This window comes from Paenibacillus sp. YAE3 (assembly GCF_057546105.1).
In genome coordinates this window covers 170,447-190,714 of sequence record NZ_BAAIYF010000009.1, presented here as the reverse complement: position 1 = coordinate 190,714, position 20,268 = coordinate 170,447, and the positions used below count along the sequence as shown (strand labels likewise).

20 protein-coding genes, 1 tRNA gene and 2 riboswitches are annotated in these 20,268 nt (G+C 56.0%); of the genes, 5 read left to right on the top strand and 16 right to left on the bottom strand.

Annotated features, from left to right (window positions below; genetic code table 11):
• Nucleotides 1-14: 14 nt before the first annotated feature.
• The 8 genes from AC27KL_RS18745 to AC27KL_RS18710 all read right to left on the bottom strand — a co-directional run bounded on the left by AC27KL_RS18745 (nucleotide 15) and on the right by AC27KL_RS18710 (nucleotide 6,122).
• Nucleotides 15-704 carry a TadE/TadG family type IV pilus assembly protein gene (locus tag AC27KL_RS18745; protein ID WP_212952308.1) on the bottom strand — a complete coding sequence of 230 codons (690 nt, stop codon included), beginning with the start codon at nucleotides 702-704 and terminating at the stop codon, nucleotides 15-17.
• Nucleotides 682-876, bottom strand: a complete 195-nt coding sequence (locus tag AC27KL_RS18740) for a Flp1 family type IVb pilin (protein WP_036714770.1) — start codon at nucleotides 874-876, stop codon at nucleotides 682-684. The genes AC27KL_RS18745 and AC27KL_RS18740 overlap by 23 nt, the downstream gene beginning before the upstream one ends.
• A gap of 13 nt (nucleotides 877-889) precedes the next feature.
• A complete protein-coding gene (locus AC27KL_RS18735; RefSeq protein ID WP_487170705.1) occupies nucleotides 890-1,741 on the bottom strand; it encodes a type II secretion system F family protein in 852 nt (283 codons plus the stop codon).
• Nucleotides 1,742-1,775: 34 nt separating this feature from the next.
• Complete coding sequence (locus AC27KL_RS18730; RefSeq protein WP_341000599.1) at nucleotides 1,776-2,570, bottom strand: type II secretion system F family protein; 795 nt, start codon at nucleotides 2,568-2,570, stop codon at nucleotides 1,776-1,778.
• Between the two features lie 56 nt (nucleotides 2,571-2,626).
• Nucleotides 2,627-3,871 (bottom strand): TadA family conjugal transfer-associated ATPase, encoded by a 1,245-nt coding sequence (locus tag AC27KL_RS18725; protein ID WP_487170628.1) that lies wholly within the window; start codon nucleotides 3,869-3,871, stop codon nucleotides 2,627-2,629.
• Nucleotides 3,864-5,009 (bottom strand): P-loop NTPase family protein, encoded by a 1,146-nt coding sequence (locus AC27KL_RS18720; RefSeq protein WP_487170627.1) that lies wholly within the window; start codon nucleotides 5,007-5,009, stop codon nucleotides 3,864-3,866. Before AC27KL_RS18720 ends, AC27KL_RS18725 begins: the two co-directional genes overlap by 8 nt.
• A gap of 218 nt (nucleotides 5,010-5,227) precedes the next feature.
• Nucleotides 5,228-5,653 carry a thiol-disulfide oxidoreductase DCC family protein gene (locus AC27KL_RS18715; RefSeq protein ID WP_487170626.1) on the bottom strand — a complete coding sequence of 142 codons (426 nt, stop codon included), beginning with the start codon at nucleotides 5,651-5,653 and terminating at the stop codon, nucleotides 5,228-5,230.
• 190 nt (nucleotides 5,654-5,843) lie between these two features.
• A complete protein-coding gene (locus AC27KL_RS18710; RefSeq protein ID WP_036713108.1) occupies nucleotides 5,844-6,122 on the bottom strand; it encodes a hypothetical protein in 279 nt (92 codons plus the stop codon).
• Between the two features lie 359 nt (nucleotides 6,123-6,481).
• Here AC27KL_RS18710 and AC27KL_RS18705 point away from each other — a divergent pair, with 359 nt between their 5' ends.
• Entirely contained in the window at nucleotides 6,482-7,798 is a 1,317-nt protein-coding gene (locus AC27KL_RS18705; protein ID WP_487170625.1) for an Nramp family divalent metal transporter, read from the top strand.
• A gap of 120 nt (nucleotides 7,799-7,918) precedes the next feature.
• On the opposite strand, the gene kdpC is transcribed toward AC27KL_RS18705, so the two are convergent.
• The 7 genes from kdpC to AC27KL_RS18670 form a co-directional block, all read right to left on the bottom strand.
• A complete protein-coding gene (gene kdpC, locus AC27KL_RS18700) occupies nucleotides 7,919-8,506 on the bottom strand; it encodes a potassium-transporting ATPase subunit KdpC (RefSeq protein ID WP_487170704.1) in 588 nt (195 codons plus the stop codon).
• Between the two features lie 105 nt (nucleotides 8,507-8,611).
• Nucleotides 8,612-10,642 carry a potassium-transporting ATPase subunit KdpB gene (gene kdpB, locus AC27KL_RS18695; RefSeq protein WP_487170624.1) on the bottom strand — a complete coding sequence of 677 codons (2,031 nt, stop codon included), beginning with the start codon at nucleotides 10,640-10,642 and terminating at the stop codon, nucleotides 8,612-8,614.
• Between the two features lie 102 nt (nucleotides 10,643-10,744).
• A complete protein-coding gene (gene kdpA / locus AC27KL_RS18690; RefSeq protein ID WP_487170623.1) occupies nucleotides 10,745-12,421 on the bottom strand; it encodes a potassium-transporting ATPase subunit KdpA in 1,677 nt (558 codons plus the stop codon).
• A gap of 59 nt (nucleotides 12,422-12,480) precedes the next feature.
• Nucleotides 12,481-12,558, bottom strand: a complete 78-nt coding sequence (locus AC27KL_RS18685) for a potassium-transporting ATPase subunit F (RefSeq protein ID WP_445164822.1) — start codon at nucleotides 12,556-12,558, stop codon at nucleotides 12,481-12,483.
• A gap of 131 nt (nucleotides 12,559-12,689) precedes the next feature.
• Nucleotides 12,690-13,082: a hypothetical protein gene (locus AC27KL_RS18680; protein WP_212952198.1), complete on the bottom strand. Its 393-nt coding sequence runs from the start codon at nucleotides 13,080-13,082 to the stop codon at nucleotides 12,690-12,692.
• Between the two features lie 177 nt (nucleotides 13,083-13,259).
• Nucleotides 13,260-13,435, bottom strand: a riboswitch (cyclic di-AMP (ydaO/yuaA leader).
• 109 nt (nucleotides 13,436-13,544) lie between these two features.
• Nucleotides 13,545-13,748, bottom strand: a riboswitch (cyclic di-AMP (ydaO/yuaA leader).
• A gap of 465 nt (nucleotides 13,749-14,213) precedes the next feature.
• Nucleotides 14,214-14,296: transfer RNA gene (locus AC27KL_RS18675), tRNA-Leu, on the bottom strand.
• Nucleotides 14,297-14,434: 138 nt separating this feature from the next.
• Nucleotides 14,435-15,277 carry a helix-turn-helix transcriptional regulator gene (locus AC27KL_RS18670; protein ID WP_487170622.1) on the bottom strand — a complete coding sequence of 281 codons (843 nt, stop codon included), beginning with the start codon at nucleotides 15,275-15,277 and terminating at the stop codon, nucleotides 14,435-14,437.
• Between the two features lie 138 nt (nucleotides 15,278-15,415).
• On the opposite strand from AC27KL_RS18670, the gene AC27KL_RS18665 reads away from it, so the two are divergent.
• On the top strand, nucleotides 15,416-16,819 hold the full coding sequence (locus AC27KL_RS18665) for an MFS transporter (RefSeq protein WP_487170621.1): 1,404 nt from the start codon (nucleotides 15,416-15,418) through the stop codon (nucleotides 16,817-16,819).
• A gap of 198 nt (nucleotides 16,820-17,017) precedes the next feature.
• On the opposite strand, the gene AC27KL_RS18660 is transcribed toward AC27KL_RS18665, so the two are convergent.
• Nucleotides 17,018-17,371, bottom strand: coding sequence for a helix-turn-helix domain-containing protein (locus tag AC27KL_RS18660; protein ID WP_339322206.1), 354 nt, complete (start codon nucleotides 17,369-17,371; stop codon nucleotides 17,018-17,020).
• Nucleotides 17,372-17,623: 252 nt separating this feature from the next.
• On the opposite strand from AC27KL_RS18660, the gene AC27KL_RS18655 reads away from it, so the two are divergent.
• The 3 genes from AC27KL_RS18655 (at nucleotide 17,624) to AC27KL_RS18645 (ending at nucleotide 20,103) form a co-directional block, all read left to right on the top strand.
• Nucleotides 17,624-18,241 (top strand): PAS domain-containing protein, encoded by a 618-nt coding sequence (locus AC27KL_RS18655; protein WP_487170620.1) that lies wholly within the window; start codon nucleotides 17,624-17,626, stop codon nucleotides 18,239-18,241.
• A 189-nt stretch (nucleotides 18,242-18,430) separates the two neighbouring features.
• Nucleotides 18,431-18,862, top strand: coding sequence for a MarR family winged helix-turn-helix transcriptional regulator (locus AC27KL_RS18650; protein ID WP_246537169.1), 432 nt, complete (start codon nucleotides 18,431-18,433; stop codon nucleotides 18,860-18,862).
• Nucleotides 18,863-18,873: 11 nt separating this feature from the next.
• A complete protein-coding gene (locus AC27KL_RS18645) occupies nucleotides 18,874-20,103 on the top strand; it encodes an MFS transporter (protein WP_339322208.1) in 1,230 nt (409 codons plus the stop codon).
• Nucleotides 20,104-20,268: the final 165 nt, after the last annotated feature.

Sequence of the window (20,268 nt, the reverse complement as noted above, 5' to 3'; positions counted from 1 at the left end):
TCCCCTCTTTCCTGCTACCTGCCCGAAGACCTGAATTGATTCAGCACCTCCGCGGCGCTGCCCGGATCGGTTTTGGCGTCTTCCCTTGTACCTTTGAATTTCGAAGCATAATATCTCATTAAATCAACCGTACGAATGAATTCGACGGGTTCGACGACAGCGGAATTGCCAAAGCTGCTCGCATCCGAACCGTCTTTCAGCAGGGTATCCAGCGGCGGGAGGGACAGCATGCGAGTCAGGTCTACCCTCACCGTCCGCTGCACGATCGTGTTTTTGTAGCTGATCTCGCCTTTCATTTCAGGCGGGACCATGCTTCCGGAATGGTTCATTTTGATGACAGGAAGGCTGCCCCCCGCCCCATTTCCCCCCGGCATGGGAACGGTTTCCGTATTCTCCGTTATCCCGGTCCAGCCAAACAACGCCCCAAGCATCCCGTCTTCGCTCAGCCTCCAATACAAGGAATCGTATTGTCCTTTCCCGACCTGGCCGGTGGCTGCTTGCTTGTGGCTGTTGTCCCAGCTGTAAGCCGCCCGCTCCGCGACGGCGGACGCGGTCTGGTGCAAAAAGCTCTGCTGATACACGTACAGGCAAAAAAATACGAGCGTCATCGTGACAAACAGGACGATCGGAAGCACGAGGGAAGCTTCGACGGTGAAACTCCCCTCGCTGCCTTTGAGAGGTTTAGCTATCCGAAAAAACTTCATCGCTTTTTTTGTCCACTTTCGTTAACAGCCGTTGCACGATCCGAAGCAGCTCTTTTCGGAACAACAAGGCGATGATGATAATCACCGCAATGATCAAGATCATTTCGAGCATTCCGAGTCCGTCTTCCTGTTTCCAAAAATGTTTGGCTTTGCTCCAAGCAAGCATCCACATACCTTCATTCCTCCTACAAATTCATCATCATAAAAGCAGGCGTTCCGACAAGCACAATCACAATCATAAAAATGACGACCATCGGAAAGATCAGCTTGGAAGACGCCTGTTCTCCCCGGGTCCGCGTAATGGCCTTCCGTTTCTCCCACAGAACCCGGGACAAATCGGTCAATGCCAGCACGAAGTCGCTCCCGCCCCGCCTGAAATTGAGCAGAACGGTCGTCGTAAAAATCGAAACCTCCTGAACGGCGCAGCGTTTGCTGAAGTTTTCGAAGGACTGCTGAAAGGAGTATCCCCCTTCGAGATCATCCTTCATCTTGATCAGCTCGCGGTAGAGCGGATGATGAACCTGCTGCTTTTTCTGCTCCACGCAGTGGCTGATCGCCTTTTGGACCGTTTCGCCGGCTCCGACCAGCAGCACGATTTTGTTCAGCAGTTCCGGAAGCTCCGTCAAAATGTCCTGGTCGCGCTTGACGACCTTGCCGTGCATGTCCTTGATCATGGCCGCCGGCACCAGCACGCCCATCGCCCCGCCGATCGCCAGCCCCGCGGCGTCTTTCATGGCGAGCGTCAGCAAGCAGCCCAGCATAAGCAGCAGCCAGCCGTAAGCCATCATTTCCCCGGCGTATAACAGCGTCAATTCGGCGCTGTAGCGCTGGCCGTACAGCTTTTGGATCGAGCGCTGAATTTTGAAGAAAAACAGCGGGAAACGGGACATCAGCTTCAATCGCTCCACAACATACAGCATCGGGGGAGCCAACCTTTTAAGCCGAAGCCCCTCCATATGCAGCTTCGTCACGCTCCGGTATTTCGCGCCGCCGATCCGGTTCAGCACCACCCAACCACCCGCCAGCAGAACCAGCATCACGACCGCAATCAGCTCCACATCCTCACCCCGCTCAAATTTTGATGTTCATAATTTTGATAATCCATAGTAAACAGCCCGCAAGCCCAAGCAGCGCAAACGTCGATATGACCATCCCCATGCCCCCGAACATCGGCTTCATATAATCGCCCGAGGTCAGGTTCATGAACACCAGCATGAGGATGGGCGCGGCGAGGAGCGCCTTCGACTCGAATTTTTTCTGGGCCACGAGAACGGCGATTTCCTGCTGAATGTCCAGCTTTTCGCCGATGATGGAGGAGGTTCTCCGGATGACTTCCACCAGGTCTCCCCCCGTCCGTTTGCATGTGATGAATACATCCGCGAAATTCGTGATGTCCTCCATGGAGGCCCTGCGGCTGAAATCCCGCAGCGCGTCTTCGATCGGTTCCCCATATTCCAAGCGGGCGCAAATGATGGACAGCTCCGTAATCAAATCGTTTTCGGCGTCCGGATCAAGCATCCGCAAGTCGGAAATCGCCTCCCGAAAGCCGTTCTCCACGGATCGTCCGGCTGACAGCGAGGAGGAAAGCGAATAAAGGGCCTGCTTAAAATGCAGGTTTAATGCCGCGCGCCTCCGCTGCAGCATATGTTTCCTCCAAAATCGGGGAACAAGCAGGCCGCCCGTCGAAAGCACAAGCGCCATCAGCCACTGATGATAAAACAGGTATCCGATGCCAAAAAACAAGGCGGCTCCGGAAATGACGCACATTACCCGCTCTAACGGGCTTAAAACATAGACGCTGTAATCGGGCAGCTGCTTATGCCCTTCAGGCTTTGCTTTGGGGGGACGGCGGCTGCGGCGCAGCATGCTCCCGCTCCCGGCGTATCCCTGGCGGCCGCGCCCTTTGAACGCATGTCCGGTTTTCATACGACAGCCTCCTTCGACGCCGGGGGATCATAACGGATGCCGGCCATTTTCAGCTTGTCCTGGTTCAACAACGGTCCCTGAGGCTCCAGCTCCCCAATGATCCTTCCGTCCTTTTCTCCGGTTTCCCTGAACTTGTACAGCGTATGAAGGACGACTTCCCCATTTTCCAGGCCGGCCACCTCGCTGATTTCCATGACCCGCCGCGACCGGTCGCGCAGCCTGCTTAGATGGACGAAAACATCGATTGCCGAGGCGATCTGCTGCCGAACGACGGCGATCGGCAGCTCCGCACCGCTCAGCACCATCGTCTCCAGCCGGCTGATCATGTCGCGCGTGCTGTTCGCGTGCCCGGTGGATAAAGACCCGTCATGGCCGGTGTTCATGGCCTGCAGCATGTCCAGGGCTTCGCCGCCGCGCACCTCCCCGACGACGATCCGGTTGGGCCGCATCCGCAGCGAAGACCGGATCAGGTCCCGGATCGATATTTCTCCCCGTCCCTCCGTGTTGGCGTTGCGGGTCTCCAGCGACACGAGGTTCGGCACGGTCACGATCTGCAGCTCGGCCGAATCCTCGATCGTGATCACGCGCTCGTCCCCAGGGATAAACTGGGACAAAGCGTTCAAGAAGGTTGTTTTCCCCGAACCCGTGCCGCCGCTGATAAAAATGTTATACTTGCCAGCCACCAGCTTTTGCAGAAACAACGAAGCTTCCTCGCCGAGCGCCCCCCGCCTCGTCAAATCGTCCATCGTCATCGGTTTTTCCGGAAACTTCCGGATCGTCATGGTCGGACCTTTGAGCGCGATCGGGGGCAGGACGATATTGACGCGGGAGCCGTCCTTCAGCCTGGCATCCACGATCGGCGACGATTCATTGACGACCCGGTTCACGCCGGACACGATCGTCTGAATGATGTCCTCCAGCCTCGTCCGGGACTCGAATTCCAGCGGCAGCTTCGAAACCTCGCCGTTTTGCTCGATAAAAATGTCCCGATGGCTGTTCACCATGATTTCCGTGATCGCCGGATCATCGACGAGCGGCTGCAAAATATCGAGCCCGCGGAACGAATCGAATATGCGCCGGACCAGCTTTCTTTTTTCCGTCGCGGTCAGATCCAGCAGCTCCCTGCGGCTGAGCACCGTCCGCTCGATGAACTTCATCAGCTCGCCGTTGTCCAAAGCCGACGTGACGTCCAGGCCGGAGCGGACCTCCGCCCGCAGCTGCCTGAAAAGCTCTTCATCCATATCCCTTCACCCCGGTTCCGTTGACCAGCCCTTCCCCGAGCAAATCCCGGCAGAGCTTCAACATATCGCGTTGAAAAATCGGCGAGCTCAGCAGCAGCTCTTCGTTATGGTTTTGTTTCCAGGACGGTATATAAGGAAGGACTCCGTCAATCTCCCGAATGATCTCCGGGGGCGTATTGGCCAAGCTGCCGGCGAAACGGTTGACGATAAACCGGCTTTTCCCCGCCACAAGCCCGAATGCCTCGGGATGGCTGCGTTCCATGTAAGCAAGCTGCTGGCCGCTTTTATACATATGGATAAGGTCGTCCAGCAAAATCCAGACCAAATGCTCGCACCCCTCCAGGACGGCGGACGTCCGGTCATTCATTCCGGAATCGGTATCGGCGATGACGACGTCGTAACTCCCGCAGGCCGCGATTCGTTCGATCAAGTTCAGTACGTCGGCTTTGCTCAGTTGAAGAATTTCGTTGCGGTTCAATACCGGCTCGAACCAATCGCACTTCATCGCCGGATGTTTTACCGAAAACGGTTCGATCGGAATGGGCGCCGGACTTTTGCTTTCTTGCGCCGCCTTCAACTCGTACAGCAGGCGCGGCAGGCCTTGGGCGTCCTCCGCTTTGCGGTTGGGCCTGGAAAAAACGGCGCTGCTGTTCATCGTCTCCAGGTTCAGATAAAACACGGAACATCCCAATCCGCCGAGCTGCTTCGCCATATTGACCGCTGCCGTCGTTTTCCCGCTGCCTCCGACCGCGGACACAAAGCCGATCGTAACCGCCCCGTCCCCTTTCTGAGCCGCCTGTCCCGCAAGCATTCCTTCCTTGGAACAGGCTTGAAGCAATGCTTCGCATAATTCGGGAAGCGCCTGAAATTTCGCTATCTCATGAGGCGGGCCGCCGCCCGTTCCGAGCACCTTCCAGGAGCAGGTTTTGCCCCCTTCCATCCAAGGCTCAAGCAAATCCCGGTCCCCGACAACCAAATCGGGACGTTCGTCTCCGTTCATGAACTCCAAAAAAGCCTCCTGCTTCGTAAAACCGATCATCCGCAATTTGCTTCCGTATTCGCTCGCATGCACGTAATGGAGCAGCGGCTCCAAGTACTGCGGCTCTTTGACGGCAACGACCACCGTATACGGCACCATAAACCTTCGCATCCCCCATTCCAAGACATAAAAAAACACCGTTGAACAACCGCAAAGGCGGCTGTCAAACGGTGCTTCCGTTATCGGCTTCATATTAAGCTCGTCTATCATAAATTGATTATGACTTAATTAGGAATTTACCATATCCTGAAATGAATTACAATACAAAATGTGTAAAATATCGACATATCTTGGATAAAAAATACTCCGCGCCTTCCCTATAAAAACCGTTTTTTCAACTCGGGCGTCGGGAGCAAACACTGCTCCTCCTTGCCGAACCAGCGGTAGCGGTTCCGGGCGACATAACGGTACAGGCGATCCCGGATGGGCGTCGGTACCGCCACAAATATATACAGCAGCGGCCAAGGCATTTTCAATTGCCGGGCGATTCGCAGCACCGCCTCCGAACGGACATAATAGCGCCCCTTTTCGATCAGAACCACGGTATCCACCTCGCCTGCGGGCAAACCGCCCTTGACCAGCAGCTCGGCCCCGATCTCGGATTGCAAGGATGCGAAGCGGAATTTTGCCTTCGGGTCGCGCTCGATGATAAAACGGGTTAATCCCTGGCACAAATGACAGACTCCATCGACAAGCACGATGCCTTCATAGCCGCCGATTTCAGGCGTGCGTCCCTTTTCCATTTTCGGCACCTCCTGAAGTTAGTATCCGCCGTATTAGCCCTGAAATCAAGCATGGCAGAAAAAAGGGGCGGGGAAAACGAGCCGCATTTTTATCTATCAAGCAGGTATGAAACGTATCATTAGGCTTACATAATCCGAAAAAAGAAAAAAGCCCGGGTAGCTTCCCGCGCCTGTATCTCGGTTCGACAGCTTATTTCGCCAAAGCTTTGTCGATCCATTGGTTTTCTTCGATTTGCTGTTCCAGCTCGCCTTTGTAGCTCTCGATGCATTTGCAGATGAAGTCTTTGCGGCATACGGGGCAAGGCGTTTTTTGCAATCGGCTGATGTTTGTCATTTTCCATTCCGGAAAACGGCTATAGAACACGCGGCACACTGTTCCGTCAGCCAGGTTCATGATGAATTCGTACAATCCGCTTTGCTCGTTGCTGCTGGCTTCCTTCATGTTCGCAATCACTGGTCTGTAAGACATATGCATCACCCGTTTATAATAAATTTCTGAATCAAGTACCTAGACATATTAAAGAATTTTAAACTTCATGTCAATAAAAGCTTGCGTCACTTCGCGCGCCGCTATTCCGTTGGAAACTGGAAAATGCGGCGTCCTTCGTTAAACGATGGCGCACCGGCGGCGGCCTGGTAATTTTTTTCAGCGTAAAATCAGGCGATAAACCGGCAGGCGGTCGATAACCCTCCAAGTCCGTACTCTCTGCTTGCCCACATCCGGGCACCGCTATACTAAAAAATATTCAAACGGACCGCAAGTGAATAGCAAACGGGAGCATTTAGAAAACTACCCCATAATAAGGTGCACAAGGTGCGTGATACCGAATGAAGGGCTGGACCAAACCTAAAAGACGCTCCTCGCTCACAGGAATCAACCATTCGCTGGAAGTTCCACGCAGAGGCCCGGCATTCCGGAAATTTCTGGCTTTCGCCGGTCCCGGTTATCTTGTCGCCGTCGGTTACATGGATCCGGGAAACTGGGCGACGGACATCGCCGGGGGCGCCGGCTTCGGGTATTCGCTGCTGTCCGTCATTCTTTTGTCCAATCTGATGGCCGTGCTGCTCCAATCGCTTTCCAGCAAGCTGGGCATCGTCACCGGCCATGACCTGGCGCAAGCCTGCCGCACCCAATACAGCAAACCGGCGGCCATCGGTCTGTGGATCCTGTGCGAAGCGGCGATCGCCGCATGCGATTTGGCGGAAGTGGTCGGTTCGGCCATCGCCCTGAAGCTGCTGTTCGGTATTCCGATACTGTACGGCGTGCTGATTACGGCGCTTGACGTTTTGCTTATCCTGCTTCTGCAGCATCGAGGTTTTCGTGCCATCGAAACGCTGGTCATCGTGCTTGTGGCGACGATCGGGATCTGCTTTGCGGTCGACCTGTGGCTGGCCAAACCCCATCTTCCCAGCGTGTGGGCCGGATTCATGCCGACGCCCGACCTCATAACGAACCACGAGAAGCTATATATCGCGATCGGGATTCTCGGAGCCACGGTGATGCCGCATAACCTTTATCTTCATTCGTCCATCGTGCAAACCCGCCGGTATGAAACGACGGATGAGGGCAAACGCGAAGCGATCCGCTTTTCCGCCTGGGATTCCGCCATTGCGCTGACTTTGGCGCTCTTCATCAATGCCGCCATCCTGATCGTCTCCGCCGCGACCTTCCATCAAGCGGGTTTGACGGAGGTCGCTAATATCAGCGATGCCTTTCATCTGCTGACGCCGCTGGTCGGAACGACGCTGGCAAGCATCGTTTTCGGACTCGCGCTTCTTGCTTCGGGGCAAAACTCCACGCTGACGGGCACCCTGGCCGGGCAGATCGTCATGGAGGGTTTCCTGGACATCCGGCTCCCGCCCTGGCTTCGCCGGCTGGTTACGAGGCTGATCGCCGTCATCCCGGCCGTGATCGTCACGATGATCGCCGGCGAACAAGGAACCGAAGATCTGCTGATTTTGAGCCAGGTCATGTTGTCGCTCCAGCTTCCGTTTGCGGTGATTCCCCTCGTCCAATTTACCGGAAGCAAAAAGCTTATGGGTTCGTTCGCCAATCCGGCCTGGATCAGCTTGCTCGCTTGGTGCGTCTCCGCCGTCATCGTCGTTTTGAACATGTTTCTTATTTACCAAACCTTTGCAGGCTGAAGAAAAAACGCCATGGTTCGTCCCAAGCCGAACATGGCGTCTTTTTTCTTATGGCAATAACAGCTGCACTACGATCTGCCCTTTCTGCCTTCCACTTGAAACAGCCTGGAAATCCAAAGCTTATTCCCTGCCCGTCCCCAACTCCTTCAGGGCCAAATTCAGCTTCAGCACGTTCACTCTTTTTTCGCCGAACACGCCCAGGTCGCGCCCTTCGGTAAATTGTTCGACCAGCTCCTTCAATCGCTCCTCGGGAAGATGCCGGAGTGCGCCGATCCGCGGAATTTGCGCCATCGCGGCCGCGGGCGATATGTGCGGGTCCAGCCCCGAGCCGGAATTGGTGACCAGATCCACCGGCAGCTTATCGACCGGAACCTGCGGGTTTTCCTTCTCCCACCGGGCGATGGAAGCCTGAACCCGCTTCAGCAGCTCGGGATTGGACGGGGCATAGTTGTTGGACCCGGAGCCTGCGCCGTTATTGTCGATACTGGAAATCCGGCCCTGGAAAAACGACGGATCGGCAAACGTCTGCCCAATGAGCTCCGAACCCACCGTTCTTCCCGCGCCGTCCTTGATCATGCTGCCGTTGGCCTGGTGCGGAAAGAAAAGCTGGGCCAGCCCGGTGCTGGCCAGCGGGTACGCCAGACCGCAAACAACGATGAACAGCAAACTGGAGCGCAGCGCCAAAAGCCAAATGGAGCCATGCGGCATTTTTTCGAATTCAGCCGTGGTTTTCAATGGATATCACCCTTTTTCAAATCGTTAAGAGGAGCGTTCAGCTTTCCCCATGTATCTCTGCCATCCAAATCAGCATGCTCAGATCCACAAATGCACGACCAGATCGATCAGCTTGATGCCGGCGAACGGGGCGATGACGCCGCCGAGGCCGTAAACCGTCAGGTTGCGGCCCAGCAGCCGCGCCGTGCTCATCGGCTTGTAGCGGACCCCCTTCATCGCCAGCGGAATCAGCAGCGGGATGATGACCGCGTTAAAAATGAGCGCGCTAAGGATCGCGGACAGCGGGGAGCCGAGCCCCATCACGTTCAGCGCCTTCATCTGCGGAATGGCCGCCATGAACATCGCCGGAATGATGGCGAAATATTTGGCGACGTCGTTGGCGATGCTGAACGTCGTCAGCGCGCCGCGCGTCATCAGCAGCTGTTTGCCGATCGCCACCACTTCGATGATTTTGGACGGGTCGGAATCCAGGTCGACCATGTTGGCCGCTTCCTTGGCGGCGACGGTGCCGCTGTTCATCGCGATTCCCACGTCAGCCTGGGCGAGCGCCGGGGCGTCGTTCGTCCCGTCCCCCGTCATCGCGACCAGCTTGCCTTCGGCCTGCTCGCGGCGGATGACGGCGATTTTGTCCTCCGGCTTGCTTTCGGCGATAAACTCGTCGACGCCGGCTTCGCGGGCGATGGTTGCCGCCGTGAGCGGATTGTCCCCCGTGCACATGACCGTTTTGATGCCCATTTGGCGCAGCTGTTCAAAACGTTCCTTCATCCCCGGTTTGACGGTATCCTTCAAATGGATCAGGCCGTAGATTTTGCCGTCGACCGCCACGGCCAGCGGAGTGCCGCCTTCCGACGCGATCGCGTCGGACTTCGCCGCCAAATCCTCCGGAATGCTGCCGCCTTGGGCGAGCACCCACCGCCGCACCGCGTCGACCGCGCCTTTGCGGACATGCCGCCCGTCCTGCAAATCGATGCCGCTCATGCGGGTTTCCGCTTTGAATTCGACGAACTCGCCGCCGGCCGCAACCTCCGTGTCATAGGCGAGCTGCTGCTTGTTCATCAGCTCCAGCACCGACCGCCCTTCGGGCGTTCCGTCCTTGAGCGAGCCGACCGCGGCCCAGTACGCGGTTTCGGCAAGCGCCGCTCCTCCGACCGGAATAAATTCGCTCGCCATCCGGTTCCCGTACGTGATCGTTCCCGTTTTGTCCAGGATCATCGTGGTGATGTCGCCGGAGGCTTCGACCGCCTTCCCGGACATGGCCAGCACGTTGAACTGCGTCACCCGGTCCATCCCGGCGATCCCGATCGCGGACAGCAAGCCGCCGATCGTCGTCGGGATCAGGCAGACGAGCAAAGCAATGAGCACCGGGATATCCAGCGGAACGCCCAAATATGCGGCAATCGGTGCCAGCGTGACGACCACGATCAAAAAGATGAGCGTCAGCGTGGTCAGCAGCGTGTTAAGCGCAATTTCGTTCGGCGTTTTCTGGCGCGAAGCGCCTTCGACGAGCGAGATCATCCGGTCGATGAACGACTCGCCGGGATCGCTCGTGATGACGACCTTGATCCGGTCGCTCACGACCCGGGTTCCCCCGGTCACCGAGCTGAAATCCCCGCCCGCTTCCTTCATGACCGGAGCCGATTCCCCCGTAACCGCCGACTCGTCGACCGACGCAAGCCCTTCGATGACCTCGCCGTCGCCCGGGATCATTTCGCCTTGGGACACGACGACGATGTCGCCTTTGCGCAGCTCCGTGGAATTCACCGCGATGATTTCGGAACCGACGCATTTGTTCGCGGACGATTCCTTTTTCGTTTTTTTCAGGGCGTCGGCCTGCGCTTTCCCGCGCCCTTCCGCAAGCGCCTCGGCAAAGTTGGCGAACAATACCGTAAACCATAAGATCAGGAACACCGCCAGATTAAAGCCCGTGCGTCCGGCGGTATTGAAATACCCCGGAAACAGCACCATCAGCAGAACGACGAACGTGCCGATTTCCACCACGAACATGACCGGGTTTTTCATCATGACGACCGGATTCAGTTTAATGAAGCTGCCCTTCAGCGCCTGCTTCACGATGCTTCCCGTCAGCATGCTTTTTCGTTTTCCGTCCATGATTTTCTCCACCTCGTTTATCCATCGCTTAACATGCATTTTTCGATGGGACGCTCCCAGCGAACCATCGCTTCCGTTTGCAAACCATTTCCGACAGGCCCCTTACATCGTCAAAAACTCCGCGATCGGCCCCAGCACGAGCACAGGCAGGAAGGTCAAAGCCCCGATCAGGAGCACCGTTCCGACCAAAATCCCGGCAAACAGCTTCGTATCCGTGCGGAAGGTGCCGATCGATTCGGGAACGGGCTTCTTCCGCGACAACGAACCGGCCACGGCGAGAAGCGCGATGATCGACACATACCGTCCCAAAAGCATGACAAGCCCCGTGCTGACGTTCCAGAACACCGTGTTATCCCCCAGCCCTTCAAAGCCGGAGCCGTTGTTCGCCGCGGATGACGCAAATTCGTACAACGCCTGGCTGAGCCCGTGATACAGCGGATTCGAAAGGGCGTCCGTGCCGAGATGCGTCAGGAACGAAATGGCCGTCGGCGCCAAAATGATCAGCGGATGCGCCAGGATCGCGACGGCGATCAGCTTCATTTCCCGGCTTTCGATTTTGTTCCCGAGAAACTCCGGCGTCCGCCCGACCATGAGGCCGCAAATGAACACGCCCAATATGGCGTACATCAGCATGTTGACCAGCCCGACGCCTTTGCCCCCGAAGACGACGTTCAGCATCATCTGCGCCAGCGGAGCCAGCCCGCCGAGCGGGGTCAGCGTATCGTGCATGTTATTGACCGAACCGGTCGTCGCCGCGGTCGTCACCGCCGTGAACAAAGCGGACTGCGCCACGCCGAAACGAACTTCTTTTCCTTCCATGCTGCCCTGCGAAGCGTCGATGCCCAGCTGATGGATCAGCGGGTTGCCGCTTTTTTCCGAGACGTACGTCAGGGACAGGAACGCCAGGAACAGCACCATCATGGCCGAAAAAAGAATCCAGCCCTGCTTGCGGTTGCCGGCGAAACGCCCGAACGTGTAAGGCAGCGCGGCCGATATCGTCCACATGCTTAAAATTTCGATGACGTTCGTGAGCGGACTCGGATTCTCGAACGGATGCGACGAGTTCGCCCCGAAAAATCCGCCGCCGTTCGTTCCCAGATGTTTGATCGATTCCAGGGACGCTACCGGCCCCATCGCGATATGCTGCACAGCGCCGCCAAGCGTGTTCACGGTCACCGCCTGATCAAGCGTCTGCGGCACCTTCAACCCCACAAGCACCAGGGTAACGATCAACGCGAGCGGCAGGAACACCCGGACATGGGCTTTGACGAAATCCTCGAAAAAGTTGCCGAGTCCGTCCCCGCGGCGGGTTATGCCCCGCATGAAAGCGATCGCCACGGCCAGGCCGGACGCGGCCGACGTAAACATCATCATCGTGATGACGATCATTTGCCCCAAATACGACATGCCGCTTTCCCCGCTGTAATGCTGCAGGTTCGTATTCGTCATAAAGCTGATGACGGTGTTGAAGGACAAGCTCGCCTCCATGTTTCCCGTCCCGTTCGGGTTTGCCGGCAGTCCGCCCATCCATCTCAGCACCGCGTAACTTACGGCCACAAGCACAACGTTCGTCGCCATCATGCTTAAGGCATATGTTTTCCAGCTCATCCCGGAGCGTTTCCGAAGACCGATGACGGCATAAAAAAACTTCTCCACGGGACCGAACATCCGGTCCATCCAGTTCGCCTCGTTAGAAAACACGTGGTAAATATAACTGCCTGCCGGTTTGACCAACAGCAGCAGCACCACGATCACGATGCCTATCTGCAATATATCCAAAATCGTTTCCTCCTCTTATAAGCGGGTGAAGGCGTCTAAGCCTGCTCCGCCCGGCCTTTCTAAAACCGTTCCGGATGGATCAAGGCATACGCCAGGTAGACGAACACAAACGCCGTCAGCACCAAAACCACGATCATCGGCCTTCGCCTCCCCCATCCACGACATGGCCGCACCAGATGAGGAACAGCAAAAAGATTCCGAACACGCCCGCAAGCGTTAAAATCATTAAAAAATCCATCATGGTTCAACGCTCTCCTTGTCAAATCCCTTATTTCAGCAAAAATCCGACTTCGCCGTTCAACGTGTGAATGACGTGATCCGCGCCAAGCCCCCGGTAAATGCCCGGCGAGTGATGCGCCCGGGTGATTACGTAGATGGAATCCGGCGTCCAAGCACGGCAAATTTGCAAGTAACGGCACGTTAAATTCAAACTGTTTTCGAATATAAAAATCCGGCCGATCCGCCACTCAGGCACGACCCATTCCTCCGTGTTGTTGGTATGGAGCCGGATGACTTTGGAGACGCCCAGCTTCTTCAGATCGCGTTCTTCCTTGGCATTGTTCGTCAGTGCGGCGAAAGGCCGCTTGAGATAGATCAAAAGCTTGATAAAATTGCGCCCGGCCTCGTTCGGGGCCGTCACGACGATGAGTTCCTCCTCCACGGCTCTCGCCTCCTTTCGTTTCTGGATCGGGCAATCCGCAACAATCGCACCTTTTATTAAAAATGCTTATCCGAAATGCTGACCCGAATAAAAAAAAGCCGCAGGAAAGAGGATTCTTTCCCGCGGCTTCCAACATCCATGACCAAAGAAAGCCATGAAATATCGCTCACGACGAATGGGGCCTCTCCCGATACGCTTACGAGGTTAGCTGACGGATTCGGGCGTGAGAGTCGCCCTTCCCCCGTCCGGTTTTCGGACAAAGGGATTCACCCCGGCGCCATCCGCTTGTGGAAGCAAACGGCGCGTTGGTTCCCCCGCTTCCGGCCAAAGCCGGAATTCAGCGTTAAAGACGTTTCTATTGACTTTCATCCATTTTGTGCAACGTTGCGTTTTTGGCAATAAAAAACCACAGAGGTCATCCGATCCCCTGCGGCCGATGTTCATCGATCACAAGTTTCATCATTCCTCTCTCAGGCGACGCTTACGAGGTTAGCTGACGGATTCGAGCGGTGAGAGTCGCTCTACCCGCGATCGGATCCATGGCATCCGTTCGCAGGATTCACCCCGGCGCCTCCCTGCCTTCCGACTCTCACACCGGACGACGGGACGCGCGATTGGTTCCCCCGATTTCCGCTTCTTCAAACGGAAATTCAGCGATTTAAAAATGGAAACATGTTCAATTACGATTTGAATCATACACCCGCGTGCATCGGGATGTAAAGGAGACGCGAAATCGTTATCCGCGTAAAATGGCGACCCTATCATACAGGTTATCGCTTACAAAAGTCTTTATCTGCGCCAAGCTCTCGCATGCTCTCTATTTTTCGCGTTTTTGGCAATGGATGCGAAAGCCCCCTTCTATTGCGTTCCTTTGAATGCGGATCCCTTTTTCCGCAAACCGGCCGGGCCCAATCGAATCGTGAACCGTTGCCCTATGGCGACCTAAAAGCATAAAGAATGGAGCAAAACAAAAAAGAGGCCGCGTTGGCCTCTTTCGTTATATGTGAGTCTATGGAATTTCCCGCGGCGGCAAAAGCTTCTTTTTACGAACGAACGCTTGGATAGCGAAACATTGCCTGGTGCAACAAAAAAATCCCTGCAAAACAGGGATTTTCTCGGTCAGATCGTCAATGCGGTAGAGAGGACTCGAACCTCCACGGGCATACGCCCACTACCCCCTCAAGATAGCGTGTCTGCCATTCCACCACTACCGCATAATATTAACTTTTGCAGCAACTCTGTTATTATACACCGATTATCACGATATGTAAATAGTTTATTTCTTTTATGCAGTCCGATCCCTGGGAATATATGAACCGTTGCGTAAAAACGGGCCGTGGACCAAAGCCCATTCATTCCTTCAACAGCTTGCCCAGCTTGGCGACCGTATCACCTTCCGCCGTCGGAACGTTGATCGTGACGGTCAAATCCGGGTCGTCGGACGTCACAAACGAAACCTGCTCGAATTCGAGCCTGCCCGCGGCCGGATGATGAATGATTTTTTTCCCTTCGGGGCCGTTTAAGACGTCATGCCGCGGCCACCACGCCCTGAATTCTTCGCTTGCGCGGTTTAATTCACCGATCATGTCCGTCCACCATGGATCCCCGGCAAATTTGGCGTAGTTTGCCCGAAATTGCGCCAGACGGTGCCGGGCATGGGCTTCCCAACGTTCCCGGAGCAGGCTGCGGACATCCAGGGAGGTAAACGTACGCCAGACGGAGTTGCGTTCCCTTGCCGGCATCGTTTCATATTCTCCATACACCATGCTGGCGATCCGGTTCCATCCCACGATGTTTAAGCGCTGGTCGGTCACGTAAGCCGGGCTTGTTCCCTGCAGGTCCAGAAACCGCTGAAGCGCCGGCGTAATTTCCGCGGCAGCCTCCCCCGAAACGGGGGGATACTGCTGCAAGGCAAGCAGAAACAGATGTCTTTTTTCATCGGCATCAAGCTGCAGGGCGCGCGCGATGCTCTCCGTCACCTGGGAAGATACCTGTATGTTTCGGCCCTGTTCCAGCCACGTATACCAATCGACGCTGATGCCGGCAAGCAGCGCCACCTCGCTGCGCCGAAGTCCCGGAGTCCGCCTGCGCCCCTCCACCTTCAAACCGGCCTGCTCCGGCGTCATCCGGGCGCGCCGGGTGCGCAAAAACTGGGCAAGCTCCCGAAGACGCTCCCCATCCGCTTTTTCCCACAAGTGCTTCTCCTCCCCTTCCCGTTCCCTAGGAGAATTTCTCCTAGGATAAACCCTCATCTAGTCCCATGATAAGAACCATTATACACTTTCCCGGTAACGGCGATGACTGCCGAATTTGCCTTTTACGGAGGGATTGTCTTGGAAAAAGCGATGAACATCCAGTCCGACGGCCGCTGGAAGCCGGCTAAAGCGCTGCTGCTGCTCGGACTGTCGATCGGATACTTTATGGTGCTGCTGGACACGACGGTAGTCAGCGTCGCGCTGCCCGCGATCCGCGCCGACCTTGGCGGCGGGATTTCCGGCCTCCAATGGGTCGTCAATGCGTATACGATCGTGTTTGCCGGCTTCCTGCTCTCGATGGGCGGGCTGGCCGACAAACTGGGAGCCCGCCGCGTCTATGCCGGAGGCCTGGTCCTGTTTCTGGCCGCTTCGGCCTTGTCCGCGGCCGCCCCTTCGCTTGGCTTGCTGATCGCCTTGCGCGCCGTTTTGGGCATCGGAGGCGCGGCTCTGACGCCGGCCTCGCTAGCGCTCGTTGCCCATGCATTTCCCGAACCGTCCGCGCGCGCCCGGGCGCTTGGCATCTGGGCTGCGGTCACCGGGATCGCCATGGCTGCCGGGCCCGTTGCGGGCGGCCTGCTGGCCGATTCGCTCGGATGGCGAAGCATCTTCCTGCTGAACGTGCCGCTTGCCGTCATCAGCTTGGCCATCGTCCTGCGGCTCGGCGCCGAAACCGCCCGCAAGCGGCGGCAGCCCCTGGATTGGACGGGCCAATGGACGGCTGTAACGGCCATCGCCGCGTTATCCTTCGCGCTCATGGAGGGATCGGCTTACGGCTGGGGATCGCCGATCGTGATCGCCGCTTTCGTCCTGACGCTCGTCAGCGCGGCTCTCTTTGCGCGTGCCGAAATGAAAGGCCCCGACCCGCTGCTTCCGCTGGGAATGTTTCGAAACGCAACCGTATCGGCGGGAATGATTGCCGGCATGGCCGTCAATATCGGATTGTCGGGGATTTTGTTCGCGCTGCCGCTCTTTTTTCAACAAGCGCGCGGATTATCGGCTCATACGGCAGGCCTGGCCCTCCTTCCGATGACGATCCCGCTGGCGTTCAATCCGATCGTCACCGGCCGCATCGTCGGCAGGATCGGCGCCAGAATCCCGATGACCGCAGGGTTCCTTCTTGCAGCCGCAGGAACGATCTTCCAGCTGCGAACGGTTTCAACCTCCGATTACGCCCTTCCTTTGATCGGCCTGTTCCTGATCGGCCTTGGAGTTTCCCTCACCATCCCCGCGCTCATGACCGCGGTCATAGGCGCGGTTCCCCGGGAGCAGACAGGCGCCGCATCGGGCGCATTAAATTCGAGCCGGCAGGTGGGCGCGACCTTGGGCGTTGCCATGATCGGCTCGATCCTCGGCGGCACCCCGTCGATGACGGCGGGGATGCGCCTGGGGCTGGCCCTGACTGCGGCCGTCCTGCTGGCCGGGAGCCTGCTGTCGTTTGCCTTTATCGGCCGAAAGGGCCGCAACCCGCGGATTGAACGTTAATGTTCCCAACCACAAAAAAGAGCCTTGCTCCTAAAGCAAAGGCTTCTTTTTTGCGTTGTCCCGGGGCACGCCCCCCTATGATAGCCGCTCCCTGAAGGCTTGCCGCCACCCGGCTGACCAATCGGGATCGACGGTCCATCCTTCCTGCAGGAACAGACGCATGCGTCCCTTCAGGCCGTCGCGTCCGATTCTATTTGCTCATTCGCCGTTCGATTGTTTTTTTCGGTAACGCGTAAACTCGATATATTCCCTTATGAACTCTTTTTCCTTCTCGGACAACGGAACGTCGCCGTCATCCCCTTCCTCCCATGCATATGTACCTGTGTTTTCCTTCAAATGAAAACGCTCCTGGTCTTTGCCCAAAATCAGCCAATCGAGGCTGACGTCGAAAAAGGAGGCAATTTCGATCAGTTTATGGGTACCCGGCGTTGATTTTCCTCTTTTCCAATCCCCCAGATTCCCCGTGCTGATCCCGAGCTGCTCGCAAAACGATTTTTTCGTCATCCCCCGCATTTTGATTAACGATTCGATTCGATCGTAAATGGATTGCATATTAAACCGCCTTCCGATAATTCTTATGACGACGTATTTTCGTAATTTTTCTCTTGCAAAATGACGTAAAAAAGTATATACTTTTCTTTATGCTACAGTAATTATAACATAACAATAATTGGAGAAATAAGTTTATTCCTTTATTCACGCAATCCTCATACATCCCATGCGAACTCCCCGTCAGACAGACCTGAATCAGCACGCGTACCTGCGATAAAGCACTTCCAATACAAATAGAGGGAGCGACCTTAGTTGCCTAAAACAAGCTTCACTTTTCCCGAAATCATCGATTCGTTCAAGCAGGCCGTCGCGGTCGTCGATGCCGATGGCTGCATTGTCTCCGTCAACCGAAACTGGGTCCAAAATTCGATCGATGCGGGCATTCCCGAAACGTTCGAATGGATCGGCGTCAGCTTCATGCAGATTTATTACGCCCTGTCGGAGGCCGACGGACGGCCGCCGGACGAGCTTGATTCCGTATTGAACGGAACGCTGCCTTATTATCGCCAAGAAATCCAGTCCTCGATGCAGCATCCGAATAAGTGGTATCTGCTCGAAGCCTCGGCGATTTATGACGATGGCCGCCATACCGTCAAAGGGATGACCGTGTGCTTCACCGACATCACCAAGAGCAAAATGATCGAGCATGATTTGCTGGAGGCCCTGACCCAAATCCGAACGCTGCGCGGGCTCCTTCCGATCTGCGCCGTGTGCAAAAGAATCCGCGATGAACAAGATATTTGGAATTCGGTCGAAAGTTTTCTCGAAAAACATACGCACGCGGAGTTCACCCATGACATCTGTCCGGACTGCATCCGGCGCCTGTATCCGAAGTATTCCTCTATTTTGGACGGATCGTCCTGCTCGTAAACCGGCCTTAACATACGCATGCCCGGATTGTCGTTTCGATACGCGACGCTCGAAAGCCATCCGTGCTTGTATGCATTCGCAATGAATAACATTCCATTTTATGGATGTAACGTTGACGATTTCTATTTATATGAATATAATTGTTATGACAATTAATTGAAGGAGTGCATCTCTCTGAAAAGGTCCAAATTGCCCCACCAATCGATTGGATTCCGGTTCGGCAACATGTCCCGCAAAATGTCCTCCCTGTTTGCAAGCAGACTGAAGCCGTACGGCATCACCCCCGAACAATGGACGGTGCTGTACCAAGTGTATCTCCAGGAAGGAATCAACCAAAAGGAGCTTGCGCTGAGATCCGGCAAAGACCAGCCCTCCATTACGCGGATCCTCGACGTTCTCGACAAAAAGGGCTTCGTCCGGCGCAAACCCGACCCCGGCGACCGGAGAGCCTATTTGATCTATGCGACCCCGGCCGTTAAGCAGCTGATGAACGAAACCGAGCCGCTGGAGCTCAGCCTGAACGACGAGCTGATTGCCGGGATTACGGACGAGCAGCTCGAGACGCTCGACCAGATTATGAAACAAATCAACGCCAATATTGACCGAATATTTGTAGAGTAGAGGTTACAACCATGGAAGACACCAAAGACAAATTGTGGACCCGGGAGTTTATCATGCTGACGGTGTGCAATCTGCTGCTGTTTTTGAACCTGCAGATGATCTTGTCGCCGCTCCCCGGTTACGTCAAAGAACATTTTCACGCGGGCGCTTTAACGGTCAGCCTGTTCACGACCGTGTTTGCTTTATCCGCCATTATCTCCCGTCTCTTCTCGGCGAAAGCGCTGGAAAAAGGGAAACGCAACGTCATCTTGTTTCTGGGGCTTGCCCTGGCGCTTCTCGCCACGCTGGGCTACCTATGGAGCGGCACGCTTGCGCTGCTGCTAGCGATGCGGATCGTGTTCGGCATCGGCTTCGGCATGGGCAGCACCACGCTGCCGACGATGGCATCCGGGATCGTTCCGGTCCGCCGCCTCGGCGAAGGCATGGGGTATTTCGGCTTATCGACCAGCATAGCCTTGTCCCTTGGACCCGTCATCGGCAGCATGCTGCTCGAAAAGCAAGGGTTCACGACGCTCGTGTACGCAACGATCATCGTAATCGCCCTTATTTTTCCGCTTGTTTATCCGCTGACGAAAAAGGTTAAACCGCCGGAGCCTGCCGCCGTTCCCAAAGCATTTTCGGCCGTCCCGGAGAAAAAGGGATTCCCGAAAGCGCTCCTGCTGCCAAGCCTGCTGAACCTGCTCATGTCCGTGACGTACGGCGGGCTCCTCAGCTTTATGAACCTGTTCGGCAAAGAGGCCCATTTGGCCAACGCTTCGCTTTTCTTTCTGTTTAATGCGGCAGCGGTCATTTTGATCCGGCCGATTTCCGGCAAAATTTACGATAAAAAAGGCCATAAAGCCCTGCTCATCCCGGCAGCGGCATGTTTGATCGTCGGGCTGTGGCTGCTGTCCTATGCGACGTCGACCGGCTTTTTGGCGCTGGCCGCCCTCTTCTACGGGCTTGGATTCGGCACGCTGCAGCCGACGCTGCAATCCTGGATGCTTCAGCTCGTACCGCCGCAGCGGCAAGGGATGGCGAACAGCATGTATTTCAACTCGCTCGACTTCGGCGTGGCCGTGGGCGCGCTCGTTTTGGGGCAAATCGCCGCCTTCAGCAGCTACGGCACGATGTATCGGTATTCCTCGTTGTTCCTGGGCGTCTTTATCGCCATTTATGCCTTGTACCTGCTGACCCGATCCAAAGACGGGGCGAAAGCCATTCTCCAGCCTTCCCCGGACAACCGCTCGATCGACGGTTAAACGTCGCAGACCCTTCCGCATGCCGCGGAGGGGTCTTTTTCCACGCTTCGTTTTTAAGTCCCGGCGGCCCCCCTGGAATTTAAGGTGATTCTTCGAACCGCTTCCCCATATAATGGTTTCATGACATCCGTAAGCCTAACGTTAAAGCCATTTAGCAAAAATGCA

What these genes read in the sequence shown, in the direction of transcription:
- AC27KL_RS18740 (WP_036714770.1), bottom strand. Translation starts at nt 876, where the DNA reads ATGTGGATGCTTGCTTGGAGCAAAGCCAAACATTTTTGGAAACAGGAA.
- AC27KL_RS18715 (WP_487170626.1), bottom strand. Translation starts at nt 5,653, where the DNA reads ATGGAAAAGGGACGCACGCCTGAAATCGGCGGCTATGAAGGCATCGTG.
- kdpB (WP_487170624.1), bottom strand. Translation starts at nt 10,642, where the DNA reads ATGGACGGAAAACGAAAAAGCATGCTGACGGGAAGCATCGTGAAGCAG.
- AC27KL_RS18735 (WP_487170705.1), bottom strand. Translation starts at nt 1,741, where the DNA reads ATGCTGGTTCTGCTGGCGGGTGGTTGGGTGGTGCTGAACCGGATCGGC.
- AC27KL_RS18745 (WP_212952308.1), bottom strand. Translation starts at nt 704, where the DNA reads ATGAAGTTTTTTCGGATAGCTAAACCTCTCAAAGGCAGCGAGGGGAGT.
- kdpC (WP_487170704.1), bottom strand. Translation starts at nt 8,506, where the DNA reads ATGCCGCATGGCTCCATTTGGCTTTTGGCGCTGCGCTCCAGTTTGCTG.
- AC27KL_RS18685 (WP_445164822.1), bottom strand. Translation starts at nt 12,558, where the DNA reads ATGATCGTGGTTTTGGTGCTGACGGCGTTTGTGTTCGTCTACCTGGCG.
- AC27KL_RS18660 (WP_339322206.1), bottom strand. Translation starts at nt 17,371, where the DNA reads ATGCAATCCATTTACGATCGAATCGAATCGTTAATCAAAATGCGGGGG.
- AC27KL_RS18710 (WP_036713108.1), bottom strand. Translation starts at nt 6,122, where the DNA reads ATGTCTTACAGACCAGTGATTGCGAACATGAAGGAAGCCAGCAGCAAC.
- AC27KL_RS18720 (WP_487170627.1), bottom strand. Translation starts at nt 5,009, where the DNA reads ATGGTGCCGTATACGGTGGTCGTTGCCGTCAAAGAGCCGCAGTACTTG.
- AC27KL_RS18645 (WP_339322208.1), top strand. Translation starts at nt 18,874, where the DNA reads ATGGAAGACACCAAAGACAAATTGTGGACCCGGGAGTTTATCATGCTG.
- AC27KL_RS18725 (WP_487170628.1), bottom strand. Translation starts at nt 3,871, where the DNA reads ATGGATGAAGAGCTTTTCAGGCAGCTGCGGGCGGAGGTCCGCTCCGGC.
- AC27KL_RS18705 (WP_487170625.1), top strand. Translation starts at nt 6,482, where the DNA reads ATGAAGGGCTGGACCAAACCTAAAAGACGCTCCTCGCTCACAGGAATC.
- AC27KL_RS18730 (WP_341000599.1), bottom strand. Translation starts at nt 2,570, where the DNA reads ATGCTGCGCCGCAGCCGCCGTCCCCCCAAAGCAAAGCCTGAAGGGCAT.